Origin of the sequence: Lentzea californiensis, assembly GCF_024648825.1 — a bacterium.
In the GTDB taxonomy this organism is placed as follows: Bacteria; Actinomycetota; Actinomycetes; order Mycobacteriales; family Pseudonocardiaceae; genus Lentzea; species Lentzea californiensis.
In genome coordinates this window covers 24,517-46,049 of sequence record NZ_JANBBE010000023.1, presented here as the reverse complement: position 1 = coordinate 46,049, position 21,533 = coordinate 24,517, and the positions used below count along the sequence as shown (strand labels likewise).

The 21,533-nt window shown below is 65.7% G+C and carries 10 protein-coding genes and 2 pseudogenes; 7 read left to right on the top strand and 5 right to left on the bottom strand.

Annotated features, from left to right (window positions below):
• Together LX88_RS42545 and LX88_RS42540 are read right to left on the bottom strand one after the other, a co-directional pair.
• A pseudogene (locus LX88_RS42545) lies at window positions 1-277 on the bottom strand (IS982 family transposase); the annotation flags it as partial.
• 127 nt (window positions 278-404) lie between these two features.
• Window positions 405-620: a helix-turn-helix domain-containing protein gene (locus tag LX88_RS42540; RefSeq protein ID WP_258953422.1), complete on the bottom strand. Its 216-nt coding sequence runs from the start codon at window positions 618-620 to the stop codon at window positions 405-407.
• A 176-nt stretch (window positions 621-796) separates the two neighbouring features.
• On the opposite strand from LX88_RS42540, the gene LX88_RS42535 reads away from it, so the two are divergent.
• Complete coding sequence (locus tag LX88_RS42535) at window positions 797-1,138, top strand: GntR family transcriptional regulator (RefSeq protein WP_258953421.1); 342 nt, start codon at window positions 797-799, stop codon at window positions 1,136-1,138.
• A gap of 209 nt (window positions 1,139-1,347) precedes the next feature.
• Complete coding sequence (locus tag LX88_RS42530) at window positions 1,348-2,580, top strand: XRE family transcriptional regulator (protein ID WP_258953420.1); 1,233 nt, start codon at window positions 1,348-1,350, stop codon at window positions 2,578-2,580.
• A 1,153-nt stretch (window positions 2,581-3,733) separates the two neighbouring features.
• Here the strand turns inward: LX88_RS42530 and LX88_RS42525 are convergent.
• Entirely contained in the window at window positions 3,734-4,810 is a 1,077-nt protein-coding gene (locus LX88_RS42525; protein WP_258953419.1) for a site-specific integrase, read from the bottom strand.
• Between the two features lie 22 nt (window positions 4,811-4,832).
• On the opposite strand from LX88_RS42525, the pseudogene LX88_RS42520 reads away from it, so the two are divergent.
• Together LX88_RS42520 and LX88_RS42515 are read left to right on the top strand one after the other, a co-directional pair.
• A pseudogene (locus LX88_RS42520) lies at window positions 4,833-6,114 on the top strand (IS256 family transposase).
• 192 nt (window positions 6,115-6,306) lie between these two features.
• Entirely contained in the window at window positions 6,307-7,323 is a 1,017-nt protein-coding gene (locus LX88_RS42515; protein ID WP_258953418.1) for a hypothetical protein, read from the top strand.
• 38 nt (window positions 7,324-7,361) lie between these two features.
• Here LX88_RS42515 and LX88_RS42510 read toward each other — a convergent pair whose 3' ends face one another.
• Entirely contained in the window at window positions 7,362-7,733 is a 372-nt protein-coding gene (locus LX88_RS42510) for a hypothetical protein (protein WP_258953417.1), read from the bottom strand.
• 420 nt (window positions 7,734-8,153) lie between these two features.
• Between LX88_RS42510 and LX88_RS42505 the strand changes: the two genes are divergently transcribed.
• Window positions 8,154-18,263, top strand: a complete 10,110-nt coding sequence (locus LX88_RS42505; protein WP_258953416.1) for a pyocin-S2/colicin E7-DNase domain-containing protein — start codon at window positions 8,154-8,156, stop codon at window positions 18,261-18,263.
• A gap of 5 nt (window positions 18,264-18,268) precedes the next feature.
• Window positions 18,269-18,490 carry a bacteriocin immunity protein gene (locus LX88_RS42500; RefSeq protein WP_258953415.1) on the top strand — a complete coding sequence of 74 codons (222 nt, stop codon included), beginning with the start codon at window positions 18,269-18,271 and terminating at the stop codon, window positions 18,488-18,490.
• Window positions 18,491-18,836: 346 nt separating this feature from the next.
• Here the strand turns inward: LX88_RS42500 and LX88_RS42495 are convergent, their stop codons facing one another.
• On the bottom strand, window positions 18,837-19,823 hold the full coding sequence (locus tag LX88_RS42495; RefSeq protein WP_258953414.1) for an IS110 family RNA-guided transposase: 987 nt from the start codon (window positions 19,821-19,823) through the stop codon (window positions 18,837-18,839).
• Between LX88_RS42495 and LX88_RS42490 the strand changes: the two genes are divergently transcribed.
• Window positions 19,789-21,531: a DUF4434 domain-containing protein gene (locus LX88_RS42490; RefSeq protein ID WP_258953413.1), complete on the top strand. Its 1,743-nt coding sequence runs from the start codon at window positions 19,789-19,791 to the stop codon at window positions 21,529-21,531. The genes LX88_RS42495 and LX88_RS42490 overlap by 35 nt on opposite strands.
• The last annotated feature ends 2 nt before the right edge of the window (window positions 21,532-21,533 follow it).

Sequence of the window (21,533 nt, the reverse complement as noted above, 5' to 3'; positions counted from 1 at the left end):
GCCGGATGACCTTCTTGAGTAGCGGGACCGCGGTGCGCAGTCGCTTGTTGTAGCCGGATTGCTGTGGCAGGTAAGAGAAAGCACCGGGCAGATGGCGGGGCAGGAACCTCAGCCAGCGGGCCTCGGAACGGATGCCGAGCAAGGCCTGCGCCACGGCGAGAGTGAGCAGTTCAGCGTCGGTCAGCCGTGGTGGTCGTCCAGTCCGGGCGGGCCTGCCCAAGTGATCATCGATCTTGACGTAGAGTGCGGTCAGAAGGGTGTTCAGGTCGGTCCTCACAAACTGATCTTGAACACCCTTCGTCTGTCTTCAGACACCGCCCGGACTTAGGACTTACTCGTCTAGAGCGTCAAGGCCCTCGCGCAACACGCGGCAGTCCTCACGGATGATCGAAGTGGCTGCCATCTCAGGCCACCTCTGCCGTGATCACGGGGCGGATGGTGCACGCCTCCACGTACTCGTTGATGGCCTGGCCGGAGACGCGCACCGCGCCTGCGCCCTCGCCCATCCGAACCGCGCGGAGCTTGCCCGATTCCACTGCGCGGTAGATCGTCGCCTGGGAGACGTCCAACATGTCTGCCACTGCCTTGACCCGGTACAGCCGGGTAGTCTCAACCTGCATCGTCGCGCTCCAACGTGTCCGATGTGCGCCCCGGCTGGTGTTCCCGCACCGGTCGGGGCTTCTGTGTTCTGCGGCCTGAGACGACCGCGACAAGAGAGAACTTAGTCAACATAGGCAACATAGTCAACTAGGCACTGCATGGTCATCATCGTTGGCTAGGTTGTAGCCTTGCTGACGTGCTGAAACTCGACCCGAACGACTCGCGTGCGCCGTTCCAGCAGATCGCTGACCACTTTCGCCGTGTCATCGCGGCAGGAGACCTGGCTCCTGGTGACAAACTGCCGAGTCACGGCAAGATCGCCGGTGAGGTCGGCGTGGCTGTCGGCACCGTCAAGCACGCGTTTTCCTTGCTGCAAAGCGAAGGCCTGATCGTGACGAGGCAGGGACAGGGGGCGTTCGTGCGTACCAAGCCACTTCCTGAGACTGCCGACGAAGCCGTGATCGCGAACCTTCAGCGCGCCGTTGAAGCACTGACCGCCCGAGTTGAAGCTGTCGAGCGCAAGCTGGGGGAGAGCTAACTCGCTCTGCTCCTGAGTGCTGATGTGGGCTGTAGTTGCTGTATTCACGTTGACTACGTTCCATCGAAACCAAACGACTTCACAGTGTCATGAGCGGGGTCACTTCCGTAACGTGGTGATATGGCTGTGTCACCCCGTGACACTGGTTGTGTCCCCTCCCGCAGGTGCCACACTCGGAGGAGACGGCACTCGATCGCAGGGGAGCGGGCATGGGTGAGCAGCTGCCGGAGTGGGCGAGGCGCATTCGCGCACTTCGCGAGGCACGCGGCATGTCCCAGGTAGCCGCGGCTGAGGCCATGCGTCGCCACGCCGATCGACAGCTGCCCGCATCCGAACACCTTGAGCGGCGCTGGAAGGCTTGGGAGCGCGGCGACAACAAACCACGCAAGGACGGCTACGCCCCGCTCATCGCGGGCGCCCTCGGCACGGTAACTGCCGCGATCTTCCCTCCCGATGAGCGGCCGGCGGCCACTGACCTGCTCACCGTCACGGGCATGGACACGCTGGAGATCGTCAGCCGGTTGCAGGTGTCGGACCTTAAAGAAGCCACGATGGACGGCTTGCGCATCACGGTCGACAAGCTGTGTTCGGAGTACGCGAGCCAGCCAGCGGCGGACCTCATTATCGAGGGGCGCCAGTGGCTCCGCCGCATCGTGGAGATGCAGGAACAACGGTTGAGTTTCAGGCAGCGGCGAGACACCTTGGAGCTTGCGGGCTGGCTGGCGCTGCTCGTCGGATGTCTGGAGTACGACCTGGGGGACAGGCGCGCTGCGGAAGCGACTCGGCAGGTGGCGCTGAGTCTCGGCAAAGACGTTGGCAGCCCCGGCATTCTCGGGTGGGCTCACGAGATGCGCGCTTGGTTCGCGCTGACCTCGAACGACTACCGAAGCGTGTTGGCCGCAGCCGACGCCGGCATCGCCGCTGCGGGCAATCACAGCGTGGCAGTCCAGCTGGTAGCGCAGCAGGCGAAAGCCTTTGCGCGCATGGGACTTCAAGACGAGATGGCGACAACGCTCGAACGCGGTCGGGTGCTGTTGGATGGCATGCCGTACCCCGAGAACACCGACAACCACTTCGTGGTGGACCCGCTGAAGTTCGACTTCTACGCGATGGACTGTTACCGCCACACCGGAAACGACCGTCTGGCAAGGGCTCTTGCGGACGAGGTGATCCGAGGCGCGACCGACTACACCGGCAAAGCGCGGGCGCCGATGCGCATCGCCGAAGCGCAGATCACTCTTGGAGTGACGGCAGCCCGCCAGGGCGACCTCGATGAGGCACTCGACCACGGCCGCCGTGCGCTATCCGGCGACCGAAAGTCATTGCCCTCTCTGGCGATCGCTTCCCAGGACCTCGCCGACGTGCTGACGCACCAGTACGCGGGGGAGGAAGCCGCGGAGGAGTACCTCGCGCAGCTGCGAGACATCCGGCGACCGACGTGACGACCGAGGCGACTTCGTCTTTGCTCCAACATGGCGGAGTGGAGCAGCCGAGGCGCCTGTCGGGGCGTGTTGCGTCACCGACGTTTTCGCAGCTCGGTCGCGACCGGGCCGCTGTCGGCCGCGCAGCCGACAGCGCGACCGAGATGTTCCGCCTGGCTGCATGACGTTCGTCCGCGAGCGGCCATCTCAGAGCGCTCTGAGATGGCCTGTGGGGCGTTGCCGGTCGCGTTGGCAGAGTCGGCTGCGCGCGGCCGGTTCGGGGCTCTGGACGGCGACCGGCTGGTGATCACCCCCCATGTTGAAGCATTCCGATGTGGGAAACCCAGAGGTGCATCGCAGGGCTTCTAGCGCAACCGCGCATCGTGGCTCACCATGGATCGCATGGCTTCAAACGGACGCAGCCCCTACGCCATTGATCATGTGTGCTCGGCCTGTGGACGAAGGACCTTCGCGAATCGGCGAACGGGGCGGCTCAACGTTCACAAGCAACCAGATGGAACAGCCGAATGCGCGGCGTCTGGGGCCATGGTCTTGGAGCCTGACGAGACCTTCGTACCCGAGCTGCGTCAAGGGTTCCGAAACCCCGACTCCGTTGAGTTCGAGTGCTCGCAGTGTGGCGCGAAGACGCGAGCAAACCGACGCACGGGACGGCTCTATTCCCATCCGATCCCCGAGTCCACGGAGGTATGCAGGGCCTCTGCCTCGGTGGTGCTGGACGCGGAAGGGGGCGCAGTGCCAACGCTGGAGCGTGTAGAGGAGCCACCGCAGGTCAGTGATGTGACGGTTCGCGTGCGTGAGGAAGAGTCCAACAGCGTTCGAACCGTCTCGGGCGGTCTGCCCACCCTTGGAAGACGCCGCAGGTGACGTTGTGGACCAGGTGTGGACCAGAAGATCAGCAACAGGAGAGAAAACAGCAAGAGCCGACTAATCAGCTTCTCGTGGAGTCGACTGTTTTCACAGGTCAGAGCGCCTGTACGTCCTGGGGGTCAAGGGGTCGCAGGTTCAAATCCTGTCGTCCCGACGGTCGAAAAGACCCGCTGATTAAGGCATAAAGCCTGGTCAGCGGGTCTTTTTCTTTTCAGCCTTTGATCATGCTTTCGATCTTGCGTCGTCTCACCAGGCTGTGTGCGTGACTAACTGAGTGACAACAGTTCTAACCGGTCGCGGGAAAGATGCCGTCCATCACCGTTGCGCCCTCCTGCATGACGGGCACGATCTGGTGGCGGTACACGGTCTCGGTGACCGTCGTGCTGCTGTGGCCGACCAGGCGAGCGATGTCCTCGATCTTCACGCCGGAGGCTGAGAGCACGGACACGAAGCTGTGCCGCATCTCCCGAGGCGTCCAGTCCTTGCCGACCAGTCCAGCAGCCTTGACGACTCGGCGGAACGAACGCCGGACGTTGTGCGAGTCGAGTTCCGTACCGACCTCCGAGGCGAACACCAGGCCGTGTTCCTGCCAGCGCTTGCCTGCGAGCTTGCGTCTGGCGTCCTGTTGGACGCGGTGCGCCTTCAGCGCCTCGACACACCGCGTCGGCATGGCCAGCGTCCGCCGGGACTTCCTGGTCTTCGTATCGCCGCCCTCGCGCACCGACCGCCACACCGAAATCGCCGGCAGCACCACCGGGACGACGTCCGGCTTGCCGAGCAGGTCCACGTGATCCCACGTCAACGCGCGCAGTTCCTCGGTACGCGCACCGATCAACAGCGACAGAACGACATACGCGTACAGAGGCGAGTTCTCGGCTGCTTTGAGCACAGCTTCGAACTGAGCGAACGTGAGCGACTTCGACGGACGTCCGTCCTGACCATTCGGCACCTCACACAACTGCACGACGTTGCGCTTGACCTTGTCGCGCTTCTGCGCCATGCGCACCGAGCGGTTAAGAATCGAGTGCACCAACCGCAGGGTGCGCGTGGACAGCGTGAGCGAGAGTTCTTCCAACCAGTCGTCCACCTCGTCAGCAGACAACTCACGAAGGTTGCGCTCACCCAAGCTCGGGATGATGTGGCCAGCAGCAAGGTAGGTGTAGTTCTTCACCGTCTCCTTGCTGCACCTGCGCAATCCGTACTTCAGGAACGCTTGGACTGCCTCCCTGACCTTGTACATGTGAGGCGTGGCGGGCAGCCCGTCGTCCAACTCGCGCTGGATCTCCTTGAGCTTTTCCTTGGCTCCGGTGAACGTCTCGGCACTCCGCGGGACTGTAAAACGAGCGGTGTAACTCCCGATCATGGAAGTGCACCTGATGACCGACATGATGTCCGGCGTGGAGAACGTCGAGAACTCGAAGCCCGCAACCAGCCTGGACGGCCTCGACGAGCAGCTCGTCGCGCAGTTGCTGAGCAGCGCCAAGGCCAGCGGGCTGAAGCTGACTGGCGAGGGCGGGATGCTGCAGCAGCTGACCAAGCTGGTACTGGAGTCCGCGCTCGAGGGCGAGATCACCGATCACCTCGGCTACGACAAGCACGACCCGTCTGGCCGCGGGACCGGTAACTCGCGTAACGGCACCCGTTCCAAGACCGTGCTGACCGATGTGGGCCCGGTCGAGATCGATGTGCCGCGGGACCGCGACGCCAGTTTCGAGCCGAAGATCGTCGCGAAGCGTCAGAGGCGCTTGGGTGGCGTGGACGAGATGGTGATCTCGTTGGCCGCCAAGGGTTTGACGACCGGAGAGATCTCCGCGCACCTCGCGGAGGTCTATGGTGCCGAGGTGTCGCGGCAGACCATCTCGACCATCACCGACAAGGTGATCGAGGGCATGATCGAATGGCAGAACAGGCCCCTCGACGCGGTGTACCCGGTGATCTTCATCGACGCTATCCACGTCAAGATCCGCGACGGGCAGGTGGCCAACCGGCCGATCTACGTCGCGCTCGCGGTGACCTGCGAGGGCCGCCGTGACATCCTCGGGTTGTGGGCCGGCGACGGCGGCGAGGGCGCCAAATACTGGCTGCACGTGCTCACCGAGCTCAAGAACCGCGGCGTGGCCGACGTGCTGATGGTGGTGCGACGGGCTGATCGGGCTGCCGGACGCGATCACCACGGTCTGGCCTCAGACGATCACCCAGACCTGCGTGGTTCACTTGCTGCGCAACAGTTTCCGTTACGCGGGCCGGCAGCACTGGGCCGCGATCGCCAAAGCCCTCAAGCCGGTCTACACCGCGCCGACCGAGGCCGCCGCCCGCGAACGGTTCACCGAGTTCACCGACGCGTGGGGCGCCCGGTATCCGGCGATCGTGCGGTTGTGGAACAACGCCTGGGCCGAGTTCGTGCCGTTCCTGGCGTTCGACCCGGAGATCCGGCGGGTGATCTGCTCGACCAACGCCATCGAGAGCGTCAACGCCCGTATCCGCCGCGCCGTCAAGGCCCGCGGGCACTTTCCGAACGAGCAGGCCGCGCTCAAGTGTGTCTACATGGCGATCATGAGCCTGGATCCGACCGGCACCGGCCGCGCACGCTGGACGATGCGGTGGAAACCCGCGTTGAACGCGTTCGAGATCGCCTTCGACGGCCGCCTGGCCGCCGGACGCAAGTAGTTTCCTTCAACCCGAGTTACACCGCTCGTTTGACAGACCCCACTGGCTGCCTAGCTGGCCGTCCGCTTGCCTTCTTGTTGTGCTGTCTCAACAAGATCACGTTGGTGTTGAGGATCTGATGCGGCCAAGGTTTCGTTGGTAACGTTCGGTTCCACACGATAGCGTTCGCGTCGGGTTTTGGAGCCAATCATCATGAGGTCGCACCACAGTCCACTGGTTACAGAATCTGAGCTCACCAACTTCCTGGCCGAGGTGTTCGAAGCGAGCGGCTCGATGCCGTTGGTCGGGTTTGCCACCAGCGCGCGTCGACGCGTTGATCTGTTGGTGCGCGGTGATGAACGCCGTGGTACGACCGATCTACTGATCGAGGTCAAGAACAACCCGCCGCAAACGCACACTCGGCTCGAGGAGGCCGTTGAGCAGCTCAAGCGGTACGGTGAGGAGTACACAAAGGTCTTCCAACGCCGGCCGCGGCTGGCGCTCGCGACCCCCGGTGTGCTGTCGAGCACGAGCTTGGACTATCTCGGCGATCAGGGCATAACGGGGTACGACCGGTACTGGATGGCCGAGTCCGCTGAACGTGTAGGACTCGGTGCACGGGCGATGGAGATTCTGGGCCCAGTTGACCTCGGCCGTAGAGATCGCGATACGCGCGACGGCAGGAAGCCGGACATCCTGCAAAGCGCTGAAGAGGAACTGGTTACCAGGCTGCAGCAGATCCCGGCCGGGCGCAGTCAGTGGAGTCCCTACCAGCGAGTCTGCCTGGACATTCTGGACCACCTATTCAGTCCTCCGCTCAACCGAGGTAGGTGGGAAGACGCGAATGCGGCCAAGATCAACCGTCGCGACATCATCATGCCGAACTACAGCACAGAAGGTTTTTGGTACCACCTGCGCCAGGCGTACCGAGCCGATCACGTCGTTGTTGACGCGAAGAACTTCGCCAGCAACGTGAGTAAGAACCAGGTTCTTCAGATGGCGAACTACCTGTCGCGCCACGGCACCGGCTTGTTCGGAATCATCATCACGCGCACAGGAGGGGATAAGTCGGCCCTGTACGTGCGTCGCGAACAGTGGATGATGCACGACAAGATGATCCTCGTGCTGAACGATGCCGATCTTGTTCAGATGCTCACCAACCGGTCAGACGGCGATCCGCCAGAGTTGTTGATACAACAGAAGATTGAAGATTTTCGCTTGGACATTTAGTGTCCCGGCAACGGCACATCGCAGCGTGCTCGCCTATTCTAGGTGACCTTAAGTGTTGCCAGCTCAATTTTGTTGTCGCGCAAACGGATCGGGAACGTTCCCGGCGTGGTCGCGGTGAATTGCAGTCGCGCTGAACCGCCGGTCAGCGTTGTGCTCAGCTGCAGAACCTCGATCGTCACCTGATCGTCCAGATCGGACAGCACGGTGAGGTCGACCACCGTGCCTTGGGTGAGCGAGGTGCTGCCGTTAACGGTGGTCTTGCCTGTGCGGTGATCGATCTGGATCGCGGTCACCGGGCGCTGGTCGGGAGTGTTCGGACCCGTTTGGTTCAGCGGTGGGGCAACCGTGCGGGTCACCGAGGGCGGTGCGGGCTCGTCGGACGTGCACGCGGTCGAGGTGAGCAGAAACAAGAGGGCACAGGCCAAGTGGGGTAGGCGGAGCATGGTGCCTGGAGTCCTCTCGACGGGCGCGGGGACGTTGATGATGCCTGATCGGTACGCGCGGGTCTTGTGCTTTCGAACACAGGATGCTGGGTATTGACCAGCGCGAGCCGGTGACTGAATATTCCGCGGACGGTCTGAGCCTCTGGGGGATCTGCGATGTCCGGTCGGCTGATGGTGCCTGCTCGCCTGAGACGTACCACCATGCGTGTTTTGGTGATCTTGCTGGTAGTCGCCACCGTGTCGCCGACGCTTCCGGCCGCGCCGCCCGCATATGCGCAGGGCAAGCCTGTGGGCGCCGTTCCTGAGCAACCGGAGGGAACCGCAGAGGGCAGGTCGCACCGGGCCTCTACGGAGGACACCGGCGGCAAGGCCAGACAGCGTGAGCGCGTGCCTGAGCCGAAGAGCCAGGCACCGCGGACGATGCCGAAGCAGCCTCGCACCGAGGTGAAGACCGGGGCGCAGCCGACCGTCGCTACGGAGTCGTTCGACCCTAGGTTCAGCAAGGAGATCGTCGGCGAGCGCGATGCCCGAACCAGGGTGTACGCCAATCCCGACGGCACGAAGACCGCTCAGATCAGTGCGCAGCCCGAGTTCTTCCGCACGCCTGACGGCAAGTGGGAGCCGATCGACACAACCCTGGTGGACGACGGGGGAGTGGTGCGCAACAAGGCCGGTGCGATCGGCCACCGCTTCGCCAAGAAGGCCGACTCCAAGGCGCTGGGCGAGTACCGCGTCAAGGACGGCATTTCGGTCGGCTTCGGGGTGGCGGGCGCCGCGCCGGTCGCGGGTAGCCGGGACGGCGATTTGATCAATTACGCCGACGTTCGCGCGCACTCCGACGTCGAGCTGCAGTCGACCACGACGGGCATCAAGGAAACCATCGTCCTGAAGTCGAAGGATGCGCCCACTGAGTGGGACTTCCCCTTGGAGCTCAAGGGCTTGACCGCCTCGCTCGACGACAAGGGCGTGGTCCAGTTCAAGGACTCAGCCGGTGTGGTGAAGGCGCAGATCCCGCACGGCTTCATGGAGGACTCGGCTTTCCCACAAGCCGGCACCGGAGCCTACTCCGCAGGCGTGAAGTACTCACTGAACGAACGCGATGGCAAGACAGTGCTGCACGTCAGCATCGACAAGGCCTGGGTCAACGACCCCGCCCGCGTCTTCCCGATCAAGGTCGACCCGAGCGTCGAGGACCAGAACGCCGACTCATCGACGTTCGTGCAGACCGGTTTCGTGACGCCGCAGCACACGATGGCCGAACTCCGCGCGGGCACGTGGGATGGCGGCGGCAACAAGGCCGCGACCTACCTGAACTTCGGCAGCGTCTCGTCGCGCTTCGCCGGCCAGTACGTCCTGGGCGCGCAGCTGTGGCTGGCTAACATCCACTCCTATTCGTGCGATGCCAGGGACGTGAACGTCTACCAGGTCACGCAGCCGTGGTCGGCGAACGGGATCGCGGGTTTCCCCGGCCCGGGGTATGGCGCACTGGTGGGATCAGCGAGTTTCTCCTACGCCTACAGCTATCCCGGCAGTGCCTGTCCCAACCCGCAGTGGGCGGGCATCACCCTCAACCAGGCGGGCCGCGACCTGGTGAACTCGTGGGTGCACGGCGGTGCGAACTACGGCCTGACCGTCCGCACGTCGGAGCGAGACAGCTACGCGTGGAAGAAGTTCGCCAGCAAGAACAGCGCGAACCCACCGAAGCTCGCCGTGACCTACAGCCCGTACTGGGCTACCTACCAGCTGCCGCAGGGCATGACGACACCGATCTCGTCCACCCAGGACGGTGTCATGCCGGTGACGGTCACCAACTGGGGCAAGGACGTCTGGACGTCCTCGAACAACTACCAGCTGACCTACCACCTCTATGACGGCAATGGTGTCGAGCAGCCGCAGAGCATGACCTACCACGTGGCCATGCCGTACAACGTCGGCTACGGGCAGTCCGCGACGATCAACATGCCGATCAAGAAGCTACCTCCGGGCAACTGGACGATCCGCTTCGACATGGACAAGTACGGCACGACCATGTTCGCCTGGCAGGGCGTGCCCACCTCAGGCACCGTGGCGATCACGATCGGCGACCAGTACCCGATCATCGACGCGATGTACCCCGCACCGGGCGAGGCGGTCGAGTCGCTCACCCCGGTGCTGCGGTTCCAGGGCCACGACCCGGACAACTACCCGTCCACCGGCACCGCGGGCCGCTTCTGGATCACCGACGAGAACGACGTGCAGGTCGCCGACTCGAACTGGGTCGGTGACGGGCAGAGCAGCGGCTTCGGCGGCGAGGTCTCCTGGACCGTGCCCGCGGGCACGCTCAAGTGGGGCAAGACCTACAAGTGGTCAGCCAGCATCGGCAGCTGGGGCAACAACGGCCCGACCGTCCCCGCGGGCACGTTCACCACGGCGATCCGCCAACCCGCGGTGCTGAGTCACGCCGGTGCCGCCGCGATCGAGGCGGGCCGCGGCTTCGACCCCGTCACCCGCAACTACACCACCGAGGCCGTCGACGCCGTCGTCAAGACCGTCGGTCCCGATCTCTCCGTGGTGCGCACGTATAACAGCGTCGACACCCGCCGGAACCTCGCGTTCGGCATGGGCTGGTCGTCGCGCTACGACGCGGGCATCGAGGTCGACAGCGACGGCACCGGCAACGTCGTGATCACCTACCCCGACGGCCAGCAGGTGCGGTTCGGCAGGAACAACGACGGCACCTATGCCCCGCCACCAGGCCGGTTCGCCACCCTCACTACGCACAACGGTGGCTGGAAGCTGATCGACAAGTCCGCGATGTCCTACGTCTTCGACAGCGCGGGCAAGCTGACCTCGCTCACCGACAACTTCGGCCGCGCCGTCAACCTCACCTACACGGCGGGCAAACTGGCGTCGGCGACCAACGTCCAGGGCGGCCGCAGCCTGACGTTCCAGTGGACCGGCGATCACGTCACCTCGGTCAGCACCGACCCGACCGGTGGCACCGGCACCCAGCTCATCTGGAACTACACCTACGACGGCGACCTGCTCACCAAGGTGTGCGACCCCGCGAACGCCTGCACCGACTACGCCTACACGCCCGCGCCCAGCTACCAGGGCGACCTGCTGCCTCGGGCAGACGAGTACCTGCTGCTCAACGACGCGGGCTCGGGCACGACGGCGGCCAACCAGATCTCGGGGCACGCCGGCGCCACCTACACGAACGTCACGGCGTCCAGCGACAACCCGTTCGGACCTGGCGGTACGGGCAGCGCGGTGTTCAACGGCACCAGTTCGGTCGTCAAGAGCACCGGTGCTCCGCTCGCGCAGAGCGTCGGCTACAACGACTTCCTCACGATCAGCGCCTGGTTCAAGACGACCTCCGCGGGTGGTGTGCTGATCGGCAACTCCATCGGGGCGTTCGGTGCGGCCAACCCGCAGAACGTGCTTCCGGTCGTGTACATCGGCAAGGACGGCAGGTTGCACGACAGCCTCGGCACCGTCTCGCCGCACCCGGTGACCGACGGCAAGTGGCACCACGTGGACCTCACCCTGGACGGGTACGACGGCACGTCCGCGGAACTCCGGCTCGACGGTGAGTGGATCGGTGAACGCGACAACGCCTTCACTCTCGGCACCACCACGAACGTCTTCATCGGCGGCGGTCTGGCGAAGCAGGCCTGGCCCTCCGCGCCCACCGGCACGTGGAGCTACTTCAAGGGCCAGATCGCGCACTTCTCCGTCGCGGAGGGAATGAGTTCGCCCTACACCTGGAGCGACGTGGGGGCGAGCCTGAAGCTGAAGTCGGTCACGGCACCGGGTGGCCGCGTCACGAGCGAGGTGCGCTACCAGGACTACGGCGTCGGCCGGATCAGCTACTTGGACGACCGCAACGGCGGCACGTGGTGGGCCGCCGATCCGGACACGGACTCCGGTACCGATCACTGGCTCGACCAGGAGCAGTCGGAGTACTACTTCCGGGCCTACCAGGGCACGGAGTCGGGCTGGTTCGGCGATGAGACGGCACCGAGCACGACCAGGGGGTTGCAGCCGTACCTGTGGCACGACGACTGGGGCTCGACCCAGCCGGGCCCGTTCGGCGAGGCCGCCGCGACGTTCCCCAGGAACTACAGCACCGTCGGCGACTACTCGGTGTCCGGCACCAGGGCGGCGTCGATCGAGCTGTGGTTCAAGACCAGCTCGGCCGACGGCGGCGCGCTGATCGGGACGGGACGATCCCGGTCGAACACCCTCAGCGAGGACTCGGTGCCCGTCCTGTACGTGGGTGTTGACGGCAAGCTGCGCGGCCGGGCCCCCGACGGGCAGATGAACATGATCACGTCCGCCGGCGCGGTCAACGACGGCAACTGGCACCACGTCGTGCTCTCCACCTCGGACAGCGGTCAGGCGCTCTACCTCGACGGCGCGGCCGTCGGCACCCTGCCCGCGGCGGTCTGGGACGTGCACGAGCAGCTACACGTCGGCTGGGCCACGACCGACGAGTCGGAGTGGCCGGCGGAACCCGTGGACGGCGACGCGAGGTTCCAGGGGTCGCTCACGCACCTCTCGACCTACCGCCGGGCGCTGACGCCGGCCCAGGTGAGCGCGCACTACGCCGCCCGCACCTCCCAGGAGACCTACAAGAACGCGGTGCGGGCCGACGTGCCCAACGGCTTCTACTCCTACGGTGCCGGTGACGTCGTGGCAGACCCGCAGGTCGGGCACGCCACGTTCACCGACGTTCAGCTAGACGCCAAGATGATGACGAGGAACGGCACGTCCGGCACCTTCAACGGCATGTCGTCGCACGTGAAACTGCCCGACTGGCAGTTGAACGGCCGCGTCCAGCAGACGACCGACCTCTGGTTCAACACGAGTTCGACGGCCGGCGGTGTCCTGGTCGGCACGGCGGACCGCGCGATCGGCGACGGCACACCGCAGGCCGGGCACGCCGTCCTTTACCTCGGCACCGACGGCAAACTGCGCGGCAGCTACGGCTCGGCGGGCACCCCTCTGTCCACAGTGGAGGCGGTCAACGACGGGCAGTGGCACCACGTCGCCCTGGTCGGCCTCGGCACGAGCCAGGTGCTGTACCTGGACGGCAAGGTCGTCGGCCACCTGAACGGCACGTACGCCGACGACGAGAAGTTCGTCTACGCCGGCGCCGGATGGCTGGGCGCGGTCACGCACCCGAACCGCCCGGCGGACGACTGGGGCCGGTTCAACGGCACGATCTCCAACCTGGCGTTCCAGTCCCGGTCGTTCACCGGCCCAGAGGTCATGGCGCGTCAGCGCGCCGGCAAGGGCGACAAGCACGAGGTGCGGACGGGCGGTCCCAACGGACGGGCGGTCTACGGGTTCGACCACGCCAACGGTGACCGGCTGATCTACAAGTCCGACCCCAACGGCGACATGCAGTACTTCGACTACGACGCTCGTGGCTTCATGTCGAAGACGACCGACGCCAACGGCAACACGATCACCACCGGGCACGACGACCGGGGCAACCTCGTGTCGCAGTCGACCTGTCGCACGCCCACGCAGTGCAACACCGCGTACTACAGCTACTTCCTGAACACCTCCGATCCCACTGACCCCCGCAACGACCTGCTGCTGACCTCGCGGGACGCCCGGTCGGCGAGCAAGGACGACACGTCGTTCCTCACCACGTACGCCTACACGGACCAGGGTGACGTGGAGAGCGTGCGCGGGCCGAGCACGGCCGCGGCCCCGGAGGGCGCGGCCACGACGAACCAGTACACGACCGGATCCGAGGCGGTGCCGGCATTCTCGGGTACCGGGACCCAGCCCCCTGGTCTGCTGAAGTCCACAACGAACGCCGCGAACGGCGTGACGTCGTTCGCGTACAACAGGCTCGGTGATCTGGTCGAGACCGTCGATCCGGCAGGCAAGGTGACCAGGTACGCCTACGACGGTATTGGGCGGCCGGTGAGTGAGACAGTGTTGTCCTCAGCGTTGCCCGGTGATTCGGTGACCACGACGACCACCTACGACGGCGCGTCGCGGCCGCTCACCACGACCGGTCCGCCGACCACTGACGCGGTGTCGGGTACCGCGCACCGGTTGCGGATCACCAACACCTACAACCCTGACGGCACGCTCGCGTCGCGCAAGCTCGAGGACGTCGCTGGCAACGATGCGGCACGCACGATGTCGTACACCTACGACGATCGTGGACGCGTGGCTACCGTCACAGATCCGGAAAACGCGGTCACAGCGTACTTCTACGACTCGTCGGGCAATGTCACCAAGACCGTCGACGCGCTGGCTCACGAGACCGAGTTCACCTACACGCCAACCAACCAGCCGGCCACCATCGTGGTGAAGGGCTTCAACGGCGACGGACAACCCGCGCGTGACGTGACGTTCGAGTCCCGTGCGTACGACCCGGCGGGCAGGCTAGCCTCGGTTACCGACGCGATGGGGCGGACGACGGCGTACAAGTATTTCGACGACGGGCTGGTGTCGTCGACGGTGCGCACAGGCTTCCGCAACCCGGACGGCAGCCGCCGGGACATCACGCTCTCGACCCATGCGTACGACGGCGCCGGCAACGAGATCCGCACCGAGAAGGCCGGTGTCGTGACCGAGCGGGAGTTCGACGCGGCGGGCAACCCCGTCCGCGTAGTCGCTGATCCCGCTGGTGCCGCGCGTTCGACGGACATCGCCTATGACGTGTTAAACAACCCGGTTACCGTCACTCGCACCGACACCGCGGGCACGGGCACCGAGGTGACCGAGTTCGGGTACGACGCGGTGAGCAGGCCGATCCGCGAAGCGGTGCGCAACGGCGCCGAGACACTTGCGACGACGTCGATCGTTGACCAGGCGGGTCTGCCGATCTCATCCACTGATCCGCGCGGCAACGCTGCGGGCGCGACCGCGTCGCAGTTCCGGACCGACTTCGCCGTCGACGCCTATGGACGGGTGGTGACGCAGACCTCGCCGCCGGTCTCCGTGGAGTCCGCCGGTGGAGCGGCGGTCGTGACCAGGCCGGTGACGACGCTTGGGTACAACACGTTCGGCGAGGCCGTGTCGGTCAAAGACCCCAACGGGAAGATCTCGACATCGGAGTACGACAAGGCAGGTCGGCAGACCTCGACGACCCGACCCGCATATACCGCACCTGGTGGTACGGCGGTCACCTCGGTCACCGCAACCGTCTACGACAAGCTCGGCCGTCCGACGTCGGTCACCGACGCGGCCCTTGGCGTCACCGGCTACGAATACGACGTCCTGGGCAACCTCACCAAACGCACCGACCCGGTCGTCGGCACGGATCCTGCCGGCGTGTCGACATTCCGCTACACGCCGCTGGGTGAGCTGCTCGGCACGACGGGCGCGACGGGCGCGGTCGTCTCGTCGACCTTCGACGACCTCGGGCGCGAGGTCACCTCGACGGTGCACGAGCGATTCCCCGCGCCAGGCAGGAACCTGACCACCACGACCACCTACAACGACACAGGCACGATCGCCTCGGTCAAGGCGCCGAACAACGCCGTGACGATGCACGGCTACAACGGTCTCGGCGAGCTCACATCCACCAAGGACCCCGCCGGCAAGACGACGTCAGTGGTCCGTGACTTCGCCGGCCGCGTCACGAGGTCGACGGATCCGTTGGGACTGAAGGTGGACACCGCCTATGACCCGGCGGGCCGCGCGATCGGCACGACCTGGCGCGACGCCGCCGGGCAGGCGCTGCGCTCGACCTCGGCGGGATACGACGCGGCGGGCAACACCACGTCGATGACCGATCCACTGGCTACGACGACCACGCGGCAGTGGAACGCGCTGAACCAGCTGGTCTCCGAGACCGAGCCGGTGTCGGCGTCGGCGACGATCACGATCGGGTTCGGCTACGACGCGGCGGGCAACCAGACGCGTCGCACCGACGGCAAGGGCTACGTCACCACGACCACGTTCAACTCGTGGAACCTGCCCGAGTCCGTGATTGAACCGTCCACAACCATGCATCCGGCGGCGTCCAGCCGGACGTGGACGACCAGCTACGACGCCATGGGCCGCCCGGTCCGTCTCGCGCTGCCGGGAAGTGTTGTGCGGGTCCGCACTTACGACGCGCTCGGCAACCTCACCAAGGAGACCGGCACCGGCACCGCGGCGTCGACCCAGGACCGTGTGCTCGGCTACGACCGCGCGAGCCGCCTGACGTCGGCGAGCGCAGGAACCGGCACGAACACCTACACCTACGACGACCGCGGCAACTTGCTCACCATGGCCGGCCCGTCCGGCACCGGCAGCTACACCTACGACGACGCCGCACGTCTCACACAGCGCGTTGACGCGGCCGGTGCCACCGCCTACACCTACGACCCGGCCGGTCGCATCAAGACCGCGGCAGACCCGCGGACCGGCTCCACCTCCACCTACACGCGCGACGATGCGGGCCGGCCGACCACCATCGGTTACGGCACCGGCAACGGCAGCCGTGTCTACACCTACGACGACCTGAACCGCGTCGTCACCGACACCGTCAAGAACCCGGCAGGCCAAACCGGAGCGTCGATCGCCTATGGCTACGACAACGCCGACCGGCTCACCAGCAAGACCACGACCGGCATGGCAGCGGCCGGAACCAACACCTACGGCTACGACAAGGCCAACCGCCTCACCTCCTGGGACAACGGCACCAACCAGGTCGCCTACACCTGGGACGACAACGGAAACCGCCTGACCGCAGGCGCAGTCTCCGCGACCTACGACCAGCGCAACCGCCTGCTCACCTCGGCGGGTACGAGTTTCGACTACAGCGCGCGCGGCACGCTGCAGTCGTCGACCACAAGCGGCACGACGGTCAACCATGGCTACGACGCGTTCGACCGCCTCGTCACCGATGGCAGCGCCACCTACACCTATGACGCCCTCGACCGCCGCATCGGTACCGGCTTCGCCTACAGCGACACCGGCAACAACCTCGCGGCAGACGGCACCGGCACCTACAGTCGCCTGCCGGACGGCGACCTGCTGGGAATCACCCAGGGCAGCACCAGTGCCCTGACCTACACCGACCAGCACACCGACCTCGTCGGCACGTACACGGCCGCGGGCGTGGTTTCGTCCTCCGCCGCGTACACGCCGCATGGTGAGGTGATCGGACGGACCGGGATTACGCACTCTCTCGGGTATGAGTCCGGGTGGACCGACCCGTCCACCGGCCGTGTCAACCGCGCTGCTCGCTGGTACACGCCGGGCACCGGCACGTTCGCCAGCCGTGACGACATCAGCGGGCCCGGCGGCCTGGGTCATTCCGCCTACAACCGTTATCTCTACGGGGCGGGCGACCCGCTCAACATGACCGACCCGACCGGTCACTTTAACGTGGGCGGCTTCCTCCGGAACGCGGCGAACTGGACCAGGGTGGCCGTGTCCGCGGCCCAAACAGTGGCCATCACGGCCGGGGCTCTGGCGGCGGTTGGAACTTTCGCGGTTATGGCTGCTCCGTATGTGCTGGTGGGCGCCGCGGTCATGGCGGCCACCATGTACCTGGGGGCAGGCACCGCCAGCGCACCGACCCGCCGTCCGAACCCGACCCCGAGGCCGAGCGACAGACCTGGCAGCACCCAAGAGCCCAGCTGCCGGGTGGGCGCGGCCGGGTGTGGCGGACGAGATCCGGGGCCCATGTGCACGGGGTCGTCGTGCCGAGTGACTCCGCCCGGTACGACACCGACCACCGGTTGGCGGCCAGGCCCGTGCAGCGTCACGCCCTGTCGCGTCCCGCCCGTTGGTCCGACCAAGGAGGAACTGGACGAGATCGCAGCGCGGGCGCAGGTGCTGAAAAACGCGCTGACGCCGTTGGTGAAGCCTCCGTCGGGCGTGACGCTCTCGCCGGAGATCGACAAGCTCATCAACGACGCGACGACGGTCGTCATGACTGTTGTGGGGGGCCAGACGGCGGCTCAGGGCGAAGTCGAATCGACGCCCGGAGTCGGCCCGCGGCCAGGTGTCACAGCGCCAGCGCAGGGCAAGCTCACCAACAGTTGTCAGCACGGCGGCTACCAGCGGCCCGACTACTCCTCGGGTGGCCTGTTCCGAGGTGCGCAGATCTGGTCCGAATGCGATGTGAAGGCCCGGGACCGCGGTGGCGTGGCCACAATGGACAAGCGGCTGCCGGACGTGGACGGAATGTGGTTGCGCGGTTCGCACGGCAACGCCGCCCGCATTCCGGGGCAGGTGGCGAAGGTGCTGGAGGGTCGGTCGTTCGACTCCTTCAATGACTTCCGACGTGCTTTCTGGCAGGCCGTCGCAGCTGATGCCTCGCTGGCCGCCCCGTTCGGTACGCGCAATTTGAGTAGAATGGCTGACGGAAACGCCCCCTTCGTGCACGCGTCACAGCAGTATGGTGGCCAGAAGCGGTACGTACTGCACCACCTTCAGCCGATCCAGCACGAGGGCGGCGTGTACGACCTGAACAACATCATTGTCGCGACCCCTCGATACCACGCTGAGGTACTTTCGCCTAAGTATCACTATGGAAGTGGGTGAACGGAGTGGAGAAGCTCAACCGACAGCAGATGATCGCCCTCGTCGAGCGTTTGATGCGACCTGACTTCCCTGAGGATGAGGATGCGGCGGCCGAGGATGCTCTGGTCCGCTCTACGGGCAATCCGCACATCTTCAACCTAATCTTCTACCCTGAAGAGGGAAAGGAGAACATGGGCGCCGAGGAGATCGTCGACGAGGCGCTGGCCTACCGCCCGATCGAGCTTTGAGCACTGCGGCTCGCCGTCTTTGCCGGAGCTGACGCGACCAGGCCCGCGAGTCCCACGCTGTGTGCCGCAGGCACGTCGAACACGAGGACGTCGGTGCCCATCGCCAGTGCCAGCAGTCTGGCTATCGGTGTGGAGAGCAGCGGGTCGTTGATGCGGCGTCGCCATTGCCGACGGGATCGTCCGTGTGCTTGCACATGATGAGTCAGATCGTATTGCCACAGGTGATCCCAGGCCTGCTGTCTGGGTGATGACACCGCTAGTAAGTGGCGTGCTGGGCCTGGCCCGTTTTGACGGACACCTGAGATCAGGGGTTTTGCCCCTGGAAGACATCCCAGGAGCTTGAGTGTCAAGCAGCTGCCTTCTCTGCACGATGTGACCAAGCGGTCGCCTCGTCGTAGCGGGCGCGGGTTTTGAGGCAGCCGTGCAGGATGCCGACGAGCCGGTTGGCGAGCTGCCGCAGTGCGGCGTTGTGGTGGGCGCCGCGTGCGCGGAGCTGGTCGTAGTAGGCGCGGGCGCCGGGCGAGGCTTTCAGTGCGCTGAACGCTTGAGTCATGAGCGCGTCGATGAGCCGGTCGTTGTGGACGAACCGGGCCAGCACGGCCGTCTTCTTGCCGGAGGCTCGGGTGATCGGGCTGGTGCCGGCGTAGTTCTTGCGGCGCTTGGCATCGGCGTAGCGGTCGGGGTCGTCTCCGAACTCGGCGAGCACCCGAGCACCGAGGACCGATCCCAGTCCCGGCTGGGACAGGATGATCTCAGCGTCCGGGTGCCGGCCAAAATGCGCGTCGACCTGTCCCTGCAAGGCTTTGATCTGTTCATGCAGGACGGTCAGCACTGCCGCGGCGGCGCGCGTGGTGGCGGCGTAGGCCGCGGTGACCACGGTCGGCTGACCCAGGTGCTCGGCGCGCAGCACGGCCTGGATCGAGGCGGCCTTGGCGGGGATGTCGTGGCGGCGAGCACGTTTGAGAGCGGCCGTGATCTGGGTGATGGTCAGCTTCGCGGCCGAGGCAGGGTCGGGTGCCTTGGCCAGCAGCTCCAGGGTGTCGGCGGCGTCGAGGTCGGTGAACGCCTCCAGCGCGGCCGGGAAGTAGTCGCGCAGCGCGTGCCGCAGCCGCTGGGTGTGCCGGGTGCGTTCCCAGATCAGCGTCTTGTGCGCCCTGCTCACGACCTTGATCGCCTCAGCCTCGGCGGTGTCACCCGCGACCGGGCGCAGCTGGTGGGAGTCGGTACGGACCATGTCGGCCAGCGTGTGCGCATCGGCCGCGTCGCTCTTGGCGCCCGAGACGCCGTGGCGTTCCCCGGTGTCGGTCGGCGATCGGCTCGGCGGCTCCTTCATCCAGCCCGACCTCGTTGACCAGTGGTCTGACGCCACCCTGCGCGACGAGCTCACGAGCATGCGGTCGATGAACATGAACACCGTCGTGCTGCAGTGGTCGGCCAACAGCTATGACAAACGCGAAGGCAACTCCAAGACATCGGTGTATCCCACTGCTCTCAACGGTTTCCGCAAGACGACCAACACCGATGTCGTCGACCGCGTCCTGCGAGAAGCGAGCAGTCAGGGCATGAGCGTCTGGATGGGCCTGCAGGTCAACGACCAGTGGTGGGACGTGTACGCGGGTGACCGCACGTGGCTGGACCGGGAGGCGGACACGGCGATCAACATCGCCGCCGACATCAAGACCCGGTACGGCCACTACGCGGCGCTCGACGGCTGGTACCTGTCCTTCGAGCTCGACAACGTCCACTTCGGAACACCTGCGGCCGTGGACAACATCACCCACTTCTACAACCGCGCGATCGAGGGCATCAAGGGCTGGGCACGGCAGGACGTCGTGGCGGTGGCACCGTTCTACAACGCGATCACGACCGGACTGCCGGGCTGGCAGAACGCCGCACAGTTCGGCGAGACCTGGCGTCAGGTCCTGGAGAACACCGACATCGACGTGATCTCGCTGCAGGACGGCATCGGGGCAGGCCACGCCACGGTCGCGATGCTGCCTGAATGGTTCGCGGCGATGCGCAAGGCCATCACCGACGCTGACTCGTCGGCGATCCTGATCTCCGACACCGAGACGTTCTTCATCGGCGCGTCGGGCCTGCAACCGATGCCCGCCAAGGACATCATCGCGGCCGTGAAAGCGGTCGACCCGTACGTCGACGGATACTGGTCGTTCTCCTACAACCACTACCAGTCGGCGAGGTCGAAGTTCGGTTCCACCGCCTACGACGCGGCGTACCGGGCGTGGACACAGAACCGGTCCGGCGACGGCACTGACGGCAGCCGGCCGTCGACCCCGACCGGACTGACCGCGGTGACCCTGTCTCCGCAGATCGTGCAGCTGTTCTGGGGTGCGTCGACCGACAGCGGCAGCGGGGTCGCGGGCTACCACATCTACCGCAACGGCGAGCTCGTGGCCGACAAGATCAGCCCGCAGGGCGGGTTCACCGACCACCAGCTCGACGGCGGCGCGACATACAGCTATCAGATCCGGGCGTTCGACGGCTCGGGGCTGGAGTCGGACCTGACCGCGACGGTTACCGCCTCCACCCCGAACCTGCCTGGCGCGCCGACGAACTTCGCTCGCTGCGGAGCGCAGGACGGCCAGCCGGGCTGTTCGTACGACCTCATCGGCGCACCAGCCGACCCCGCTTACCCCGACAGCGGAGGTACCGAACTCACAGACGGGCTGCGTGGACCGGAGTACTTCGACCACCAGTGGCAGGGGCGCAACGCCGCCGGCAAGTACTCGTTCGTCGTGAGGCTGGGCGAGCAGTCCAAGCCGATCAAGGAAATCAACACGCGGTGGTTTCAGGTTCGCGAGTACTACGCGTTCCTGCCGCCGACGGTGAAGTACTACACCTCCAACGATGGGACGAACTTCCAGGAGCAACGCACGATCACCACGCCGGCTGTCAGCGCCAGAATGCAGGCGAAGACCTACCGGTCGATCGACCTGAACGTGGACGCCAAGTACGTCAAGGTCGAGATCGACGGCGGCAGCGCCTGGACCATGCTCGACGAGATCGAAGTGCGCGGATAGGT

What these genes read in the sequence shown, in the direction of transcription:
- LX88_RS42540 (WP_258953422.1), bottom strand. Translation starts at nt 620, where the DNA reads ATGCAGGTTGAGACTACCCGGCTGTACCGGGTCAAGGCAGTGGCAGAC.
- LX88_RS42525 (WP_258953419.1), bottom strand. Translation starts at nt 4,810, where the DNA reads ATGATCGGGAGTTACACCGCTCGTTTTACAGTCCCGCGGAGTGCCGAG.
- LX88_RS42495 (WP_258953414.1), bottom strand. Translation starts at nt 19,823, where the DNA reads ATGAAGGAGCCGCCGAGCCGATCGCCGACCGACACCGGGGAACGCCAC.
- LX88_RS42515 (WP_258953418.1), top strand. Translation starts at nt 6,307, where the DNA reads ATGAGGTCGCACCACAGTCCACTGGTTACAGAATCTGAGCTCACCAAC.
- LX88_RS42530 (WP_258953420.1), top strand. Translation starts at nt 1,348, where the DNA reads ATGGGTGAGCAGCTGCCGGAGTGGGCGAGGCGCATTCGCGCACTTCGC.